General features: G+C 69.6%; 13 protein-coding genes. 8 read left to right on the plus strand and 5 right to left on the minus strand.

Translation table 11 applies throughout. From position 1 onward, the window contains the following. Positions 1–148 precede the first annotated feature (148 nt). Positions 149–4,192 carry a carboxypeptidase regulatory-like domain-containing protein gene (locus tag ABT304_RS16285; protein WP_350716594.1) on the plus strand — a complete coding sequence of 1,348 codons (4,044 nt, stop codon included), beginning with the start codon at positions 149–151 and terminating at the stop codon, positions 4,190–4,192. Positions 4,193–4,342: 150 nt separating this feature from the next. Then, a complete protein-coding gene (locus ABT304_RS16290) occupies positions 4,343–5,500 on the plus strand; it encodes a hypothetical protein (RefSeq protein WP_350716596.1) in 1,158 nt (385 codons plus the stop codon). Between the two features lie 102 nt (positions 5,501–5,602). Here ABT304_RS16290 and ABT304_RS16295 read toward each other — a convergent pair whose 3' ends face one another. Then, positions 5,603–6,178: a mismatch-specific DNA-glycosylase gene (locus ABT304_RS16295; protein ID WP_350716598.1), complete on the minus strand. Its 576-nt coding sequence runs from the start codon at positions 6,176–6,178 to the stop codon at positions 5,603–5,605. A 77-nt stretch (positions 6,179–6,255) separates the two neighbouring features. Between ABT304_RS16295 and ABT304_RS16300 the strand changes: the two genes are divergently transcribed. The 5 genes from ABT304_RS16300 to ABT304_RS16320 all read left to right on the plus strand — a co-directional run bounded on the left by ABT304_RS16300 (position 6,256) and on the right by ABT304_RS16320 (position 10,879). Continuing rightward, positions 6,256–6,792, plus strand: a complete 537-nt coding sequence (locus ABT304_RS16300; RefSeq protein ID WP_350716599.1) for a hypothetical protein — start codon at positions 6,256–6,258, stop codon at positions 6,790–6,792. A 10-nt stretch (positions 6,793–6,802) separates the two neighbouring features. After that, a complete protein-coding gene (locus ABT304_RS16305) occupies positions 6,803–8,044 on the plus strand; it encodes a site-specific DNA-methyltransferase (RefSeq protein WP_350716601.1) in 1,242 nt (413 codons plus the stop codon). Positions 8,045–8,062: 18 nt separating this feature from the next. Beyond that, a complete protein-coding gene (locus ABT304_RS16310) occupies positions 8,063–8,875 on the plus strand; it encodes an MBL fold metallo-hydrolase (RefSeq protein WP_350716603.1) in 813 nt (270 codons plus the stop codon). A gap of 109 nt (positions 8,876–8,984) precedes the next feature. After that, positions 8,985–9,635 carry an HNH endonuclease family protein gene (locus ABT304_RS16315; protein ID WP_350716605.1) on the plus strand — a complete coding sequence of 217 codons (651 nt, stop codon included), beginning with the start codon at positions 8,985–8,987 and terminating at the stop codon, positions 9,633–9,635. Positions 9,636–9,763: 128 nt separating this feature from the next. After that, entirely contained in the window at positions 9,764–10,879 is a 1,116-nt protein-coding gene (locus tag ABT304_RS16320; RefSeq protein WP_350716607.1) for an FUSC family protein, read from the plus strand. Between the two features lie 3 nt (positions 10,880–10,882). Here the strand turns inward: ABT304_RS16320 and ABT304_RS16325 are convergent, their stop codons facing one another. Then, positions 10,883–12,010: a glutamate--cysteine ligase gene (locus ABT304_RS16325; protein WP_350716609.1), complete on the minus strand. Its 1,128-nt coding sequence runs from the start codon at positions 12,008–12,010 to the stop codon at positions 10,883–10,885. 82 nt (positions 12,011–12,092) lie between these two features. Between ABT304_RS16325 and ABT304_RS16330 the strand changes: the two genes are divergently transcribed. Next, on the plus strand, positions 12,093–13,433 hold the full coding sequence (locus ABT304_RS16330; protein ID WP_350716611.1) for a threonine/serine exporter family protein: 1,341 nt from the start codon (positions 12,093–12,095) through the stop codon (positions 13,431–13,433). Here the strand turns inward: ABT304_RS16330 and ABT304_RS16335 are convergent. The 3 genes from ABT304_RS16335 to ABT304_RS16345 are packed head-to-tail and all read right to left on the minus strand — an operon-like array spanning position 13,428 to position 16,317. After that, entirely contained in the window at positions 13,428–13,952 is a 525-nt protein-coding gene (locus ABT304_RS16335) for a DUF402 domain-containing protein (RefSeq protein WP_350716613.1), read from the minus strand. The two genes, ABT304_RS16330 and ABT304_RS16335, sit on opposite strands and share 6 nt — an antisense overlap. A gap of 17 nt (positions 13,953–13,969) precedes the next feature. Beyond that, a complete protein-coding gene (locus tag ABT304_RS16340; RefSeq protein WP_350716615.1) occupies positions 13,970–14,806 on the minus strand; it encodes an SDR family NAD(P)-dependent oxidoreductase in 837 nt (278 codons plus the stop codon). Next, complete coding sequence (locus ABT304_RS16345; protein WP_350716617.1) at positions 14,803–16,317, minus strand: flavin-containing monooxygenase; 1,515 nt, start codon at positions 16,315–16,317, stop codon at positions 14,803–14,805. Before ABT304_RS16345 ends, ABT304_RS16340 begins: the two co-directional genes overlap by 4 nt. Positions 16,318–16,328: the final 11 nt, after the last annotated feature.

Genomic DNA, 16,328 nt, shown 5'->3' on the forward strand with positions numbered 1-16,328 from the left:
GCCGCGCTCCGGCGCCCGGAATGACTGCGGCTGTAACAAATCGAGAGAACGCTTTCCCGTGGCAATAATCGATCCGTCCGCATTACCCGGGAATGTGCACGATCTCTGCTCGCGGGTTTTGCCGACGGTTTCCGCAAGGAGACCCACCTTGAGATATTCACGCCTCGGCCGATCGGCCGTAGCAGCCACAGGCATACTCGCCGCCACGGCTGCGATGCTTGCCACTCCCGCATTCGCCGGCACCCCTACAGCCGACGACAAGGCCCCTGCGGCCAAGCTCACGTCCACCCTCGAGTCGAAGTTCGAGAAGTCGGAGTCGACCGACTTCTGGCTCCGGTTCTCCGACAAGGCCAACCTCGGCCCGGCCTCCTCCATCGACGACTGGACCGAGCGTGGCCAGTACGTCGTCGACGCGCTCGAGAGGACGGCGAAGGCATCTCAGGCCGGCGCCGTCGCCGAGCTCGACGCCGCCAAGGTCAGCTACAAGACGTACGCGATCTCGAACGCGATCCTGGTGAAGGACGGCTCCGAGGACCTGGCGCTGAAGCTCGCCGCCGACCCGGAGATCAAGACCGTCCACGAGCGGGCCAAGCTCTCGCTCGTGGAGCCGGTCAAGGAGGAGACGGCCACCAAGGCGCCGCAGGGCATCGAGTGGGGCATCGACTTCATCAACGCCCCCGAGGCGTGGGAGCAGGGCGCGACCGGCGCCGGCATCGTGGTCTCCAGTGTCGACTCCGGCACCGACTACACCCACCCGGCCCTGGTGAACCAGTACCGCGGCAACAACGGTGACGGCACCTTCACCCACGACTACAACTGGTACGACGCCTACGGCGACTGCTCCAGCGGTCCCTGCGACCTCGACGGCCACGGCACCCACACGATGGGCACGATGGTCGGCGACGACGGCGCCGGCAACCAGATCGGTGTCGCACCCGACGCCGAGTGGATCGAGACCAACGGCTGCTGCGGCACCGACGCCGGGCTGCTCGAGTCGGGCTGGTGGCTGCTGGAGCCGACCGACGCAGACGGAGAGAACCCGGACGTCGCCAAGCGCCCGCACGTCATCAACAACTCCTGGGGCTGGAACGGCGTCGGCTACATCGACTCCTTCTTCGACGACGTGAACGCCGCCTGGAACGCAGCCGGCCAGTTCTCCTCGTGGGCCTCCGGCAACCCGGGCTCGATGTGCCAGGGGACGTCGTCCCCGGGCGCGAACGTGCTCACCTACTCGGTGGGCGCGGTCGACTCCTCCGGCACCGTCGCCTCCTTCTCGGGCCGTGGCTCGGGCCAGAACGGCCTGGTCAAGCCCAACATCGCGGCGCCGGGCGTGAACGTACGCTCCTCCCTCCCGGGCGGCTCGTACGGCAGCTACAACGGCACCTCGATGGCCGCCCCGCACCTCGCGGGAGCCGTCGCGGCGCTGTGGAGCTACAACCCCACCCTGATCGGCAACGTCGAGGAGACCCGCCGCCTGCTCAACGAGGCGGCGACCGACGTCGACGACACCACCTGCGGTGGCACCGCCGAGAACAACAACGTGTACGGCGAGGGCTACCTCGACCTGGCACGTCTGATCGCCCTGGCCCCGGCCGAGGGCGGCACGGTCGCCGGCACCGTCACCAGCGGCGGCGAGCCGATCGAGGGCGCGACCGTCGAGCTCGACGGCGAGGCGCTCGACCGCACCCTCACCACCGACGCCGAGGGTCACTTCTCAGCCGGTGTCTTCGTCGGTGACTACGACCTGACCACCTCCGCCTTCGGGTTCGTCACCGAGACGGGATCCGCGACGGTCACCCAGGACGCCACCACGACCGTCGACTTCGACCTCGCCGAGGCTCCGAAGCACACGGTCAGCGGCACGGTCACCAACGCCAGCACCAACGCTCCGATCGCCGGGGCCGAGATCCAGCTCTCGCCGGGCAACCTGTCCGCGACCTCGGGTGCCGACGGGACCTACTCGATCGCGGGCGTCCCGGAGGGGACGTACACGATCTTCACCGAGGGGTCCGGCTGTGCCGAGGCCACGAGCTCCGAGATCGAGGTCACGGGCGCCAAGACCCACAACGTCAAGGTGGTCTTCTCCTACGACGACTACGGCTACTTCTGCTCGGAGGGCTCGAGCGGCGTACGCTCCGGCACCACCGCGCTCGGGCTGGAAGGTGACGACGCGGCCGCCTCGGTCGACCTGCCGTTCAGCTTCCCGCTCTACGGAGGCAGCTACGCCAAGGCGTACGTCGCATCGAACGGTCACGTGAACTTCCTCGCGTCCAGCACGGCCTACGGCAACGGGGCGATCCCGTCCACGGCCGTGCCGAACGCGGCGATCTACCCGTTCTGGGACGACCTCGACGCCCGAGGTGCGGCCGACGTGTTCACCGCAGCGACGACGGTCGACGGCGTGGACGCGTTCGTCATCGAGTGGCGTGACGTCTACCCGCTGAACAGCTCGGCGGACCTGCTCGACTTCTCGGTCACCCTCTTCGAGGACGGCCGGGTCGAGCTGGGCTACGGGGACCTGCCCAGCGGGGACCGGGCCCTGGGCGGCTCGGCCACGATCGGCATCGAGAACGCCACCGGGACGATCGGCACCCAGTTCTCGCTCAACACCGCCTCGCTGAGCGACAACAAGTCGGTCACCTTCGACCTGGCCCCGATGGGCACGGTCTCCGGTGTCGTCAAGGACTACAACACCAAGGAGGGCATCGACGGCGCCGAGGTCACCCTGACCCCGACCGCCGGCGGGTCCGTCAAGACGGTCGAGACCGGCGCCGACGGCTCCTACAGCGTCGACCTGGTGACCGGTGCGTACGGCGTGAGCTTCACCGCGCCCGACTACGACCCGATCAGCCGCAACCTCACCGTCGCCGAGGACGCCACGCTCACCTCCAACGCCCAGCTCAAGGCCGGCCGGCTCGCCGTCACCCAGACGGCGCTCAACGCCAGCCTCGCGATGGGTGGCTCGGTCTCCCGCAACCTGAAGATCTCCAACACCGGGTCCGCGCCCGTCGAGGTCGATCTGGGTGCCACCGGTGAGGAGATCGTCATCCAGGGCGACAAGACCGCCTCGGCCGGGGTCACCAAGAGCGTCACCACGAAGGCCACGACGGTCGAGACCAAGCCGGGTGCCGGGTCGAAGGCGTCGGGCCTGACCTCGTCGAAGTCGGGGACCAAGCTCGGTTCGTCGGGTCAGCCGTCGGTGACCGCTCTGGCGCCGACCCCCGCGGGTGAGACGACCCTGTCCCACTCGAGCTCGCACGAGGTCGTGATGTCCAGCTCGGTCGCGTGCCCCTCGGGGACCACGACCATCCTGCGCACCTACTCACCCGGTGACTTCGGGGTCTCCGGCGGCTTTACGCCCACCAGCGTGAGCTTCGCGGTCCAGGAGTCGGCGAACGGGAGCACGCCGGTGACGGCGACGCTCTACACGTTGCCTGAGGGCGCGGCGTTCACCTTCGCCAACCTGACCCCGATCGGGTCCGGTACGACGACGGTGACCGGTGACTTCGGGGCGACCTACACGGTGCCGATCGCGGCCTCGGCGGAGATCGCGCCGGATGACATCCTGGTCGTCTCCGTCGCCGGTGGTGCGGTCTACTTCGGTGGCAACGCCGCCGCCGAGACCTCGCCGACCTACCTGGCCTCCGACGCCTGCGGTACGCCGGAGCCGACCGACGCCGCGGAGCTCGGGTTCCCCGACTCCAACATCATCCTCGATGTGACCGGTGAGACCGGTGGCGGCGGTGGCGTCGCGTGGCTGGACGTCCAGCCGCCGTCGTTCACCCTGGCACCGGGCAAGTCGGTCACCGCGATCGCCACGTTCGCCGCCACGGTCGACCAGCCGGGCACCTACACGGCCGACGTGGTCATCGGGAACAACACGCCCTACACCGTGGCGCCGGTCCCGGCGACCATGATCGTGAAGGCGCCCGCGGGCTGGGGCAAGATCACGGGCACGGTGACGGGCTCGGGTGAGGCGCTCGAGGGTGCGGTGGTGGCCCTCGACGGCGTGTCGTACGACGTGACGCTTCGGACCGATGCGGACGGCACCTACGGGTACTGGATGCAGAAGTCCAACGCGCCGCTCCAGGTGGTCGTCGCGGCCGACGGGTTCGTCCCGGCGACCAAGAAGGCGCAGATCGTGGCTGGTCAGACGACTGTCTACGACTTCGACCTGAAGCCGCTCGACTAGCACTCGACCGGCCTGACAGCGAGGCCCCGGGCACCATCCGGTGTCCGGGGCCTTCGCGTGTTTGTTCGGAACGGCTCTGGCGCGACTCGAATGTCGGTGCTGCGGTGTACGATCGCGGCGCCTGCGAGAACAACCCCCTAACCAGCCCCTATGCCTCATTCCTCCATGCCGGCCGTCGCCGAGATCCTGCGCCTGCGGGCTCCGTTGAGCCTGCAGGTCCTGCGCGCCGCTTTGAAGGGCAAGCGAGTGCTGCTGACCGAGGAGGAGCTGCTCGCCGTGCTGAGCTCGGGCGGCTTCGTCGAGGGGCCGCCGGGGCAGTGGAGCCTGGCTCCGGCCTCGACCGCGGCGCCCGCGCCGGCTCGGTTCAACCAGGCCTCACTGGCTTCGCGTGCGGGGGTCGAGGGTGACGTACTCCTGAAGGTGCTGGAAGCGCTCGTGACCGACCATCCCGAGGTCAACTGGGGTGCGCTGCGGGACCGGCTCGAGTCGGGCGCCGATGTGGCGGTCTCCGACCGCACGCTCGGGCTGCTCGAGGAGGGCGTACGCCGCTTCGAGGTCGCCCGGCTGAAGGCCGAGAAGCAGCAGGCCGAGGAGCGTGCCCGGGAGGCGGAGCGGCGCCGCGAGCTGCAGCAGCTGGCCGAGAGCGAGGTCGCGATGCTGCGCGCCGAGCTCGACGACGAGCGCCGGCGCGCCCACGACGCGGCCCTCGAGCGGGACCGGCTGCGGCAGGAGGCCGAGAAGCTGGTGGCGCTGAAGGAGCAGGAGACAGCCTCGTGGGTCGCCACCGCCGCGGGCGGGTGGATGCTCGACCTCGGTGCGCCCGAGACGTTCGGCGAGGAGAAGCTCCGTCAGGCGCTCGGCCAGCTCGAGTCGGCCCTGGTCGTGCTCAACGTGAGCATCGGTTCGCGCGAGCTCGAGGCGGTCGTGGTGCATCCGGGTGGGGTCGCGGTCATCGAGCAGCACGACATCCCCTCGACCGCCGGCATGGTCGAGGTGCCGGCCGCGGGCGCGGCGTCCGTCGACGGCCGCCCGCTGGAGGTCGCCGATCCGCGGGCCGATGTGCTCGCCGCCGTACGTCTTCTCCAGAAGACCGCTTCCCTCGACCTCGCCTACCTGCCCGTGCTCGCCTTCCAGGGGCCTGCCGAGGCCGAGGGCGAGGACGTGCTCGTGTGTCTCACCGCCGAGGTCGACCTCGCCGTCGACGACATGCTCCACTCCCAGTCGTCGCGGGTCTCGGCCGACGACGCGGTGGCTCTGCTGGCGAAGCTCGGGGTTCCGGAGCTTCCTCAGCCACCCTCCGGTTTCTGACTCTCTGCCGAGACGTCAGTTACGTCGGCCGAGTTGGCACATGTGGGCGCACTCGAACGACCTACGTGACGCTTCGCGCGACGGGGGTGACGTCTCGGCAGGTCAGAGGAGGCCGGCGGCGCGGGCTGCTTCGGCGTAGGCGGCGGCCAGGGTGGGGACGGTCTCGTGGGCGTTGAGGCCGGAGGGGTTCGGTACGACCCAGAGCTCGGCGCCGGCCAGCGGCTCCGGCTGGAGGCCCTGCTTGGCCTTGGGGCGGTTGAACGCGGTCCGGTAGGCGGTGATCCCGGCGATCGCGACGACCGCAGGTTTCCTCCGTGCGACCAGGGAGAACAGCTCGGCTCCGCCCTCCTTGAGCTCGGCGTTGCTGAGCTCGGACGCCTTCGCCGTGGCGCGGCGGACGATGTTGGTGAAGCCGATGCCGCGGGCTCGGAAGTAGTCGCGGTCCTCCGGCGTCATCCCGGCCGAGGCGTCGATCGGGCGGGTGGTGATCCCGGCCCGGAAGATCGCCGGATAGAACCGGTTGAGCGGGTGCGCGAAGTGGGTCTGGGTCGCTGCCGTCCACAGGCCGGGGTTGATGCCGACGAAGAGGAGGCGCAGCGGCTGGTCGTCTGCCGGAAGGAGGTCGGGTACCGAGGCGCCGTAGTAGGTCTGGAGCTCGGCCTGGGTGAAGCGGGCCACGGCGTGATCCTTCCATCTCCGTAACGACGTGCCGGTCGGGGGTGCAACAGCCGGGTGCCGTGGGGAGTATGTGAAATATGCACCCCACGCGTCTTCTCCCACTCGCACTCGCTGCGACGGCGCTCCTGGTCTCCGCCTGCGGCACCGCCGAGGAAGCGACCGACCCGGGCTCGAGCCCGTCGGCATCGTCGTCCGGAACCCCGATGCCAAAACCGAAGCCGCAGCCCGAGCCGTCCCGCCCGCCGAGCTCGGAGAAGCCCGTACGCGGCCTGGTCTCCGCCGGCGGCGCGGCCGAGGGCGACCTGGAGAAGACCGCGACGGCCCTCCCGGACGAGGCTGCGATCAAGGCGTACGCAGCCACGCTGGGCACCTCGCTGCAGGCGTCCTTCACCACCGAGGCGACCACGCTGCTCGCGCACGTCCCGGCGGGTCAGCGGCTCTATGCCCAGACGGTCTACGACGGCTGCGAGGCGCCGGACCCGGCGACGATCACGGCCGGGACGACCGGCGGCGACGTGGTCCTGAGCGTCACCCCGCCGAAGAGCACCAAGATCCAGTGCCTGGTGGCCGAGCGATCGGTCGCGTTGCTGAGCACCGACCTGCCCGTCGGCTAACGTTCCCCGCGTGGGGGAGCCGTGGAACACCTTCGTCGAGGGCGACAACCTCGATGTTCTTCGGGCGCTCTCGGTCGCGGGGGAGAAGTTCGACCTGATCTACATCGACCCGCCCTACAACACCGGCAGCCTCCTCGCCTACCACGACGACCGGCGCGGCGAGGACGGCCGTCGGGCCGGTCGCCACGAGGCCTGGGTCGCGATGATGAGGCCCCGGCTGCAGGCGGCGCGCACCGTGATGTCGGAGCGCGCGGCGATCTACGTCTCCATCGACGACAACGAGGCCGCCCACCTCAAGGTGCTGATGGACGAGGTCTTCGAGGAGCGCAACCAGCTCGCGCAGATCGTGGTCAACCTCAACCCCAAGGGCCGCCAGCTCGGCAACGGGTTCGCGACGTCCCACGAGTATCTGCTGGTCTACGCCAAGGACGCCCGGACCTGTGCGCTGGAGTCGAGCATCCCCGAGGCCGTCAACGAGCAGGACTTCCCGCTGGTCACCGACGACGGGCGCCATTACCGCCGGCTGCCGCTGCGCAACACCAACAAGAAGTTCAACCCGGCGACCGCCAAGACGCTCCACTTCCCGGTGTGGGGCGACCCGGAGACCGGTCGGGTCGGGATCGAGCCGTTCGAGGGCGGGCAGGAGATCTGGCCGGTCTTCGGTGACGGCCGTCCGGCGGTCTGGCGGTGGAGCGCCCCGCTGATCGCGGCCCGTCCCGACGACCTGATGTGCCGTCGCGTACGCGGGAAGCTGGGGGAGCGGGTCGACGTCTACCAGCGCGACTGGCTCTCCCGAGACGCCTCGGGCGAAGCCCGCCGCAAGAAGCTCACCACGATCTGGATGGCCGAGGAGATCGGCTCGACCGACACCGCCGTCGCGGAGCTGAAGTCGCTGGTGGGGCCGCTGTTCGAGTCGCCGAAGCCGACCGGCCTGATCCGGCGGATCCTGGCGACGATGCCGGCCGATGCCCGGGTCCTCGACTTCTTCGCCGGCTCCGGGACCACCGGCCACGCGGTCGCGCTGGCCAACGTCGAGGACGGGGCGCGGCGTACGTGCTGGTCCGTCCAGATCGCCGAGACCACCCGGCCCGGCTCGAACGCCGCCAAGGCCGAGATGGCGTACGTCTCCGACGTCACCCGCGCGCGCCTGCGGGCCGTGGTCGCGGCCCACGGGAACGGCGGCGCGAAGGGGTTGGTCGAACGCGACATGGGTGAGCTTCTCGAAACATCTGGCGTGACGCGGGGCGCGTAGGAGGGCAGGATCGCGGCCATGGCTCTCAGCGTCCCCCGCCTCCGGATCGGCTCGACCGAGATCATCGCCCTCGCCGACGGCGAGGGCCCGTTCTTCTCCCCGCGCGCCGATGCCTTCCCCGAGGCCACGGCCGATCAATGGGCCGAGGTCGACCGCTACGATCCGGGCGCGGTCGACGCCGAGGGCCGCTGGTGGCTCCAGTTCCGCGCCTATGCGATCCGCGGCGACAGGGGCCTCACCGTCGTGGACGCCGGGATCGGTCCGGCGGACAGCCCGGCTGCCTCGTGGGCGCCCGTGCCCGGTGTGCTTCCTCGGTCGCTCGACGCCGCGGGCATCGACCCGGCGGAGGTCGACACGATCGTGCTCACCCATCTGCACACCGACCACGTCGGCTGGGCGGTCGTGACCGAGGCCGGCAGCCGCCGCCCCTATTTCCCGAACGCTGAATACCTGCTCCAGCAGGCCGAGTACGACGCCCTCGACGCGCTCAACCCCCGGCTTCGCGAGACCCTCACCGACCCGCTCGCGGCGGCCGGCCGGCTCCGGCTCCTCGACGGCGACACACCCCTGCGAGCCGGGCGTACGGTCGCCACCCCCGGTCACACGCCCGGGCATCAGAGCGTGCTGGTTGCCGAGGGGCGCGAGCTGGTGCTCGTCACCGGAGACCTCCTGGTGCACGCGCTGCAGCTGCTCCATCCCGAGCTCGCCTACTCGAACGAGATCGACCCTGAGGCGGCCAGGCGCTCGAGGGAGCGCATGCTCAGCCGCGAAACCGCCACCACGCTTCACCTGGCGACGCCGCATCTGACGGAGCCGTTCATCTCCGCGTGATCGCGCCACTGGGTGAACTTCTCGAAACATCTGGTAACCGAGTTACACGGGGCGCGTAAAACGCGGCATCGTCTGGGGGCGACCGAACACCTCACCTCGGGAGACCCCCATGAAACTCCGTGGCCTGTTCATCCTCGCCTGCGGCGCCCTCGTGCCGCTCACCATTCCGGCGGCAGCACACGCCGAGACCTACTCCCAGCCGCTCTCGACCGCCATCGGCGACCTTCCGGTCGCGGCCGAGAACCGCACCGGCTACAGCCGTGACCTCTTCCAGCACTGGATCGACGCCGACGGCGACGGCTGCAACACCCGCAACGAGGTGCTGATTGCGGAGGCCGAGGAGGCCCCCACGGTCGGCTCCAGCTGCTCGCTCTCGGGCGGCCGCTGGTACTCCTACTACGACGGACTCTCCTGGACCCTCACCAGCGACATCGACATCGACCACATGGTCCCGCTCGCCGAGGCCTGGGACTCCGGCGCCCGCACCTGGACCTCGACCGAGCGCAAGAACTACGCCAACGACCTCGGCTACTACGGCTCCCTCGTCGGCGTCACCGACAACGAGAACCAGGAGAAGTCCGACGCCGACCCGGCCGAGTGGATGCCCGACCTGCAGAAGTGCCGCTACCTGAAGGAGTACGTCTCGGTGAAGATCCGCTGGCGCCTCTCCGTCGACAGCACCGAGAAGTCCGCCCTCACCAACCTCACCTCCGCCAACGGCTGCGGCAGCCAGGCCGTCTCGGTGACCCTCGCCCGCTGACCCCGCGCCGAGTCCGCAGAAGTGGCGGCCGAATCCGTAGAAGTGGCGGCCGAGATCCCGATCTCATTCGCCAGTACGACCGATTCGGCCGCCACAACTGAGGACTCGGCTGCCTTAGGATCTGCGGCATGGCGTTCTCTGCTCCGCGAGTCACCCGTGAGCAGGTGAATTCCGACGTACGCCGCCGGCTGGCACGGCTGAAGTCGAAGCGGTGGCACGTGCTGCAGGCCGCCGGGGCAGCCGGGGTGGCCTGGTTCATCGCGGCCACCCTGCTCGGCCACGCCCAACCCGTCTTCGCGCCGATCGCGGCGGTGGTCAGCCTCGGCACCTCCTACGGCCAGCGGCTGAGGCGGGTGACCGAGGTGACCATCGGGGTCGCGCTCGGGGTGTTCCTCGGCGACGTCGTGGTGCAGGTCATCGGCGAGGGTGCCTGGCAGATGACCCTGGTGGTCGGGATGGCCATGGCGGTGGGGATCTTCATCTCCTCGGGCCAGGTCTTCCGCAACCAGGCCGCGGTGCAGTCCATCTTCGTGATGGGGCTGCTGCCGACGCCCGGCGCGGCGTTCACGCGCTGGACCGACGCGCTCATCGGCGGTGCGGTCGCGCTGGTCGCGGCCTCGATCGTGCCCGCCGCGCCGCTGCGGCGGCCCGGCGAGCAGGCGGCCGTGGTCGCCAAGAAGATCGCCTCGCTGCTGCGCGCCGCCGGCCAGGTGATGCTCGACGCCGACGCGGTCCACGGGCTCAAGGTCCTCGCCGACGCGCGCGCCACCGACCCGCTGATCCGCGAGCTGCAGGACGCCTCCGACGAGGGCATGTCGGTGCTGGCCGTCTCGCCGTTCCGGTTCCGACATCGCAGCCACGTACATCGCATGGCCGAGCTCGTCGAGCCGCTCGACCGCGCACTGCGCAGCACCCGGGTGCTGGTGCGGCGGGCGGCGGTGTCCGCCTACCGCGGGGACGTGGTGCCGGAGAGCTACTACCAGCTGGCCTTCGGGCTCGCCGACGCCGTCGACGTCGTCGAGGCCGAGCTCGCCGCGGGCCTCGGCCCGGACGGACTGAGCGGGGAGGCCAGGTCGGTGCTGCTCGCCGTCGGCGAGCACTCGGCCGAGGTGGAGCGTACGGAATCGCTCAACGCCGAGGTCATCCTCGTCCAGATCAGGTCGATCATCGTCGACCTGCTCGGGGTCACCGGGATGGGGCAGTTCGAGGCGACCGACGCGCTGCCGCCGCTGCCGCCTCGCTGAGCCTCAGAGCGACCCGCGCAGGTCGCGTACGACCGAGTCGACGACCGCGACCAGGTCGCCCTCTGTGGAGGCCGCGATGGCACGTTGTCGCTGGTAGGAGGCACCCTTGTGGATGATGTCATGCACCCCGGCGAGCTCCTTCTCGCAACCCAGGCGCGCGGCCACCGGCTCCAGACGCACCAGCAGGTCCGCGAGGTCGTCGGTGACCAGCCGCTCCTCGGAGGCGTCGTTGAGGATCACGATCGCGTCCAGGCCGTAGCGCGCGGCGCGCCACTTGTTCTCCTGGACGTGCCACGGCGGCATCGTGGTCACCGGCTTGCCGGCAGCCACCCGGGAGTCCAGGTCGACGCAGAGACAGTGCGCCAGCGCGGCGATCGCGGCCAGCTCCTGGATCGTGGAGACCCCGTCGCAGATCCGGTTCTCGATGGTGCCGATCCGGGGCGAGGGTCGGATGTCCCAGCGGATCTCGCTGATGTCCTCGATCACGCCGGTGACCGTCTGGTCCGAGACGTACGCCTCGAACTCCTGCCACGTCGAGAACTGGAACGGCAGCCCGGCGGTCGGCAGCTGCTGGAACATCAGCGCCCGGTTGGAGGCGTAGCCGGTGTCCATGCCCGCCCAGATCGGTGACGAGGCCGACAGCGCCTGGAAATGCGGGTAGTAGGTCAGCAGCCCGTTGAGGACCGGGAGCAGCCGGTCCCGCTCCGGCATCCCGACGTGCACGTGGACGCCCCAGATCAGCATCTGCCGGCCCCACCACTGGGTGCGGTTGATCAGCTCCTGGTAGCGATGCCCCGCGGACAGCTCCTGCCTGGTCCAGGACGCGAACGGGTGGGTCCCGGCGCCGAAGAGATCCACGCCGAGATCGTCACCGGCATGTACGACACCGGTGGTCGTCTCGCGGATCTGTTCCATGGCCTCCTCGACCGTTTCGCAGACCCCGGTGACGATCTCGACGGTGTTGCGCAGCAGCTCCTTGTGGATCCGCCCGGGGTGGGGCACCCGTGCCTTGGCGCGGGCGAAGATGTGGTCGGCGACGTTGACCAGATCCCGGGTCTCGCGGTCGACGAGCGCGAGCTCCCACTCGACGCCGAGCGTCGGCCGGGGGGAGGGATGGAAGTCGATCCGCATGTAACGAGCGTTCCTTGCACGAGCCCGTTTGTCGAGCATCGTGAATGCCTGTCGTTCACCGGCCCGGTGGCACCCTGTGACGGTGGACGCGCGTGAGGTGAACCTGACTCTGGACTTCTGCCTCCGCGTCGGTGAGCTGCTGATCTCGACCGGCGCCGGGGCCGCTGACGTGACCGCGACGATGAGGTCGCTCGCCCAACATCTGGGGCTTCGCGAGGCCGAGGTCGACGTCACCTACACCAGTCTCTCGATGAGCTATCAGGCCGATCCCGAGGCGATCCCGATCCACACCACCCGCCAGGTCAAGAACCGCACCATCGACTACGACCACCTGACCGCCGTCGATCACCTGGTCCGCCAGGTCGTACGCGACGAGGTCGACCTCCAGGGTGCCCGGATCGCGCTCGGCCGGATCATCTCCGGCGGCCACCGCAGGCCACGCTGGGCGGTGACGCTCGGCATGGCGATCATGGCGGCCGCGTTCACCGTCTACGTCGGCGGTGAGCTCCGCGTCGTCATCCTCGCCTTCATCTCCGGTGCCGCGATCGACCAGTTGCAGCACTTCCTCCACCGCCGCTGGCGGCTGCCGCTCTTCTACCTGCAGGTCGCCGGCGCGGGCCTGGCCACGCTGCTCGCGGTCATCGCCGCGGCGCTGCCGCTGGATCTCGACGTCTCGACCTCGATCGCCGCCAACATCACCGTGATGCTGGCCGGGATCAGCTTCATGGGTGCCCTCCAGGACGCCCTGACCGGATTCCACGTCACCGCCAGCGCCCGGATCATGGAGGCCCTCGTCTCCACGGCCGGCATCATCGCCGGGGTCACCGGCGGTCTGGTCTTCGCGGGCGCGGTCGGCGTGCCGATCGACGGCGCGGTCTCGGGCGGCACCACGTCGCTGCAGTCGATCACGCTCGCCACCGCGGGTGGTGCTGTCGGCGCAGCGGCCTTCGCCTACGCGGCGTACGCGCCCAAGCGGACGCTGCTCCCGATCGCCGTCATCGCCGGCGTCGCCGTGATCCTGTCGATCGTCGTACCCGGCGACGTCGGGCGTACCTGGCGGGTGGCGGTGGCGGCCCTCTTCATCGGTCTGGTCGCCTACTCCGTCGCCACCCGGCTGAAGGTGCCGCCGCTGGTCGTCGTGGTCTCGTCGGTGGTGCCGTTCCTGCCCGGCTACTCGATCTACCGCGGTCTCACGATGCTCGCCCAGGAGACGCCCGCGACCACCTCGGTCGGCCTGGTCGCCCTCTTCACCGCAGCCTCGGTGGCGCTCGCGCTCGCCTCCGGCGTCTACCTGGGCGAATACATCGCCCAGCCGCTCAGTCGCCGGTCGTGGCGGATCGAGACGCGCCTGTCCGGACCGCGCCTGGTCGGTCCGCTGCGGAAGGACCGGGCCCCGGTGCCTGTCGCGGACGTCGACTCATAGCCCGCTCAGCACCTCGAACCAGCGCTCGGGCGTCGTGTCGTACGGCGCCTGGCTCTCCTTGACCGCGAGGAAGACGCGCTCGGCGGAGTCCTCGGTCATCGAGATGATCTCGGGCGGATAGCCGTACTCGAGCTGGTGGTGCTCGAACTCGTCCTCGTCGTCGATGTAGACCGAGCCGTCGAACTTCTTGACCACGTCGAGGTCCAGGTCGATGCAGGTGACCGTCGAGTCCTGCCACACCGGCGGAGTGCACATGTCGACATATATCTGCGAGCTCACCCGGCTGTTGGGCCGGTTGAAGGCGGGGAAGTGGGCCGCGTCGTGGTGGGGGACCAGGCTGACCGACTCCCAGTCGGCGACCCAGCCATGGCCGGGGCGGGCGAACTCGGTGCCGACCGGGTGGCCGATCCACTCGCCGTGCTCGTCCTCGCCGAGGTAGAGGCCCGTGAAGGACCAATGAGGCCGGCCACCCCACTTCGTGAACTCGACACGAACAGGGTGACCGGCCTCGAAGCGCATGGCGCTCAGTCTAGGGATCAGCCGTTCTTCTTCGGCATCACATACTTGGCACCCATCGCGATGAGGTCCTGGTAGCGCGAGCCGGTGAACTTGCCGAAGTTGTGGATCACGTGGGCGTCGAGGCCGACCAGCACGCGGGCCTGCTTCTTCTCGATGCCCTTGACGATGATCTCCGCGGCGCGCGCCGGCTCCATCTTGGCGAGCTTCTCGTCGAAGAACTTCGCGGTCGCGGCCTGGTCGTCCTTGGCCGAGACGCGGGCGCTGCGGGCGACCGCGGTCTTGATGCCACCGGGGTGGACCGAGGTGACGCCGACGTTGTGACCGTCGATCAGCATCTCCTCGCGCAGCGCCTCGGTGAAGCCGCGCACGGCGTACTTCGCCGCGTTGTAGAAGGCCTGGTCGGGCATCGAGACCAGCCCGAACAGCGAGGAGATGTTCACGATGTGCGCGTCGCCGGACTCGATCAGCGCCGGCAGGAAGAACTTCGTGCCGTGCACGACGCCCCACCAGTCGATGCCCATGATCCAGTCGATGTCCTCCCAGTCGAGGTCGTTGACCCGACCCGACAGCGCGACGCCGGCGTTGTTGATCACCACGTTGACCTGGCCGAAGTGGGCGATGACGCCCTCGGCGTACGTCTTGAAGGCCTCGCGGTCGGCGACGTCGAGCCTGTCCTCCTTGATCTCGCGGGCTCCGGCCTGCTTGGCGAGCTCGACGGTCTCGGCCAGACCGGCCTCGTTGACGTCGGAGAGCGCCAGCCGGGCGCCGCGGCCGGCGAGGTTGACCGCGAGGGCGCGGCCGATCCCGGAGCCGGCTCCGGTGAGTACGACTACCTTGTCGTCAAAGGACTTCATGCGGGGACACTCTCCTTGGTCGTGGTGGCTGCGGTGACGGCGTACTTGTCGACGTCGAACTTGCTGGTCAGGTGACGGAACAGGAAGGTGAAGCTAGGCCACAGGGTGGTGTTGCGGCCGTGCTCGTCGAGATACCACGACGCGCAGCCGCCCTCGGACCAGACGGTGTTGTCCATCTTGCGCTGGAGATCGTCGTTCCAGGCGGAGGTGGCGTCCTCGGTGGGTTCGACGGTCGCGTAGGAGTTGGTGCGCATGGTGCGGATCGCGTCGCGGATGTACGCCACCTGCGACTCGATCATGTAGACCATCGAGGAGTGGCCCAGGCCGGTGTTGGGGCCGACCACGAAGAAGAGGTTGGGGAACTCCGGAACCGTGGTGCCCTTGTAGGCGCTCATCCCGGTCTCCACGAACCGCTCGGCCATGGTGCGGCCCTTGCTGCCGGTGATCGCGTGGGCGATCGGGAGGTCGGTGGTGTAGAAGCCGGTGGCCACGACGAGGACGTCGATGTCGCGGCTGGTGCCATCCTTGGCGACGATCGCGTTCTCGCTCACCCGGGCGATGCCGTCGGTGATCAGGTCGACGTTGTCGGCGGCCAGCGCCGGGTAGTAGGCGTTGGAGATCAGCGTGCGCTTGCAGCCGAGGGTGTAGTCGGGAGTGACCTTGCGGCGCAGCTCGGGGTCCTTGATGCCGCGGCGGATGTTGTTCTTCGCCATCAGCTCGTGGGCCAGGGTCAGCTTGGGCTGCACGGCGAGGCCGAGGACGCGGACCTCGAGGCCCCAGTAGACCGCCGCGCGGGCGAGCCGCTGGACGCCCGGGACGTGGCGGAAGGCGGCCTTCTCGAGCTTGGAGTAGCGGTGCTCGTTGCGGGGGAGGACCCACGGCGCGGTGCGCTGGTAGACGTCGAGGCGGGCGGCCTTCTTCTGGATCTCCGGGACGATCTGGATCGCGCTGGCGCCGGTGCCGATCACCGCGACGCGCTTGCCAGTGAGGTCGACGTCGTGGTTCCACTGCGCGGAGTGGAAGATCTCGCCCTGGAAGGTGTCGATGCCCGCGATGTCCGGGAGCTTCGGCTCGGAGAGCGCGCCGGGGCCGGCGATGACGGTGGTCGCTGCGTACGTCTTCTTCCCGGCCTTGCCCTCGGTCTCGACGAGCCAGCGCTGCCGGCTCTCGTCCCAGGTCGCGGCGGTCATCGCGGTGTCGAAGACGAAGCGGTCCAGCGTGCCGGACTGCTCGGCGACCTTCTTGATGTACGCCTCGATCTCCGGCTGGGGCGAGAAGCTCATCGACCAGTCGGGGTTGAGCGCGAAGGAGTAGCTGTAGAGCTGGCTGGGGACGTCGCAGGCGGCGCCGGGGTAGGTGTTGTCGCGCCAGGTGCCGCCGACGCCGGAGCCCTTCTCGATGACGACGAAGTCGCGCTCGCCGTCCTCCTCGAGCTTGATCGCCGCGCACAGGCCTCCGAAGCCGGCACCGACGATCAGGTGGTCGACATGGGTGAGGTCAGCAGTGGTCATACTTCGAGTAT

It is taken from the genome of Nocardioides sp. NPDC000445 (assembly GCF_040300245.1).
Classification (GTDB): domain Bacteria; phylum Actinomycetota; class Actinomycetes; order Propionibacteriales; family Nocardioidaceae; genus Nocardioides.

Excerpts from the sequence above, each read along its gene's own strand:
- ABT304_RS16290 (WP_350716596.1), top strand. The coding sequence starts at position 4,343 with ATGCCTCATTCCTCCATGCCGGCCGTCGCCGAGATCCTGCGCCTGCGG.
- ABT304_RS16300 (WP_350716599.1), top strand. The coding sequence starts at position 6,256 with ATGCACCCCACGCGTCTTCTCCCACTCGCACTCGCTGCGACGGCGCTC.
- ABT304_RS16310 (WP_350716603.1), top strand. The coding sequence starts at position 8,063 with ATGGCTCTCAGCGTCCCCCGCCTCCGGATCGGCTCGACCGAGATCATC.
- ABT304_RS16315 (WP_350716605.1), top strand. The coding sequence starts at position 8,985 with ATGAAACTCCGTGGCCTGTTCATCCTCGCCTGCGGCGCCCTCGTGCCG.
- ABT304_RS16320 (WP_350716607.1), top strand. The coding sequence starts at position 9,764 with ATGGCGTTCTCTGCTCCGCGAGTCACCCGTGAGCAGGTGAATTCCGAC.
- ABT304_RS16325 (WP_350716609.1), bottom strand. The coding sequence starts at position 12,010 with ATGCGGATCGACTTCCATCCCTCCCCCCGGCCGACGCTCGGCGTCGAG.
- ABT304_RS16335 (WP_350716613.1), bottom strand. The coding sequence starts at position 13,952 with ATGCGCTTCGAGGCCGGTCACCCTGTTCGTGTCGAGTTCACGAAGTGG.
- ABT304_RS16340 (WP_350716615.1), bottom strand. The coding sequence starts at position 14,806 with ATGAAGTCCTTTGACGACAAGGTAGTCGTACTCACCGGAGCCGGCTCC.
- ABT304_RS16345 (WP_350716617.1), bottom strand. The coding sequence starts at position 16,317 with ATGACCACTGCTGACCTCACCCATGTCGACCACCTGATCGTCGGTGCC.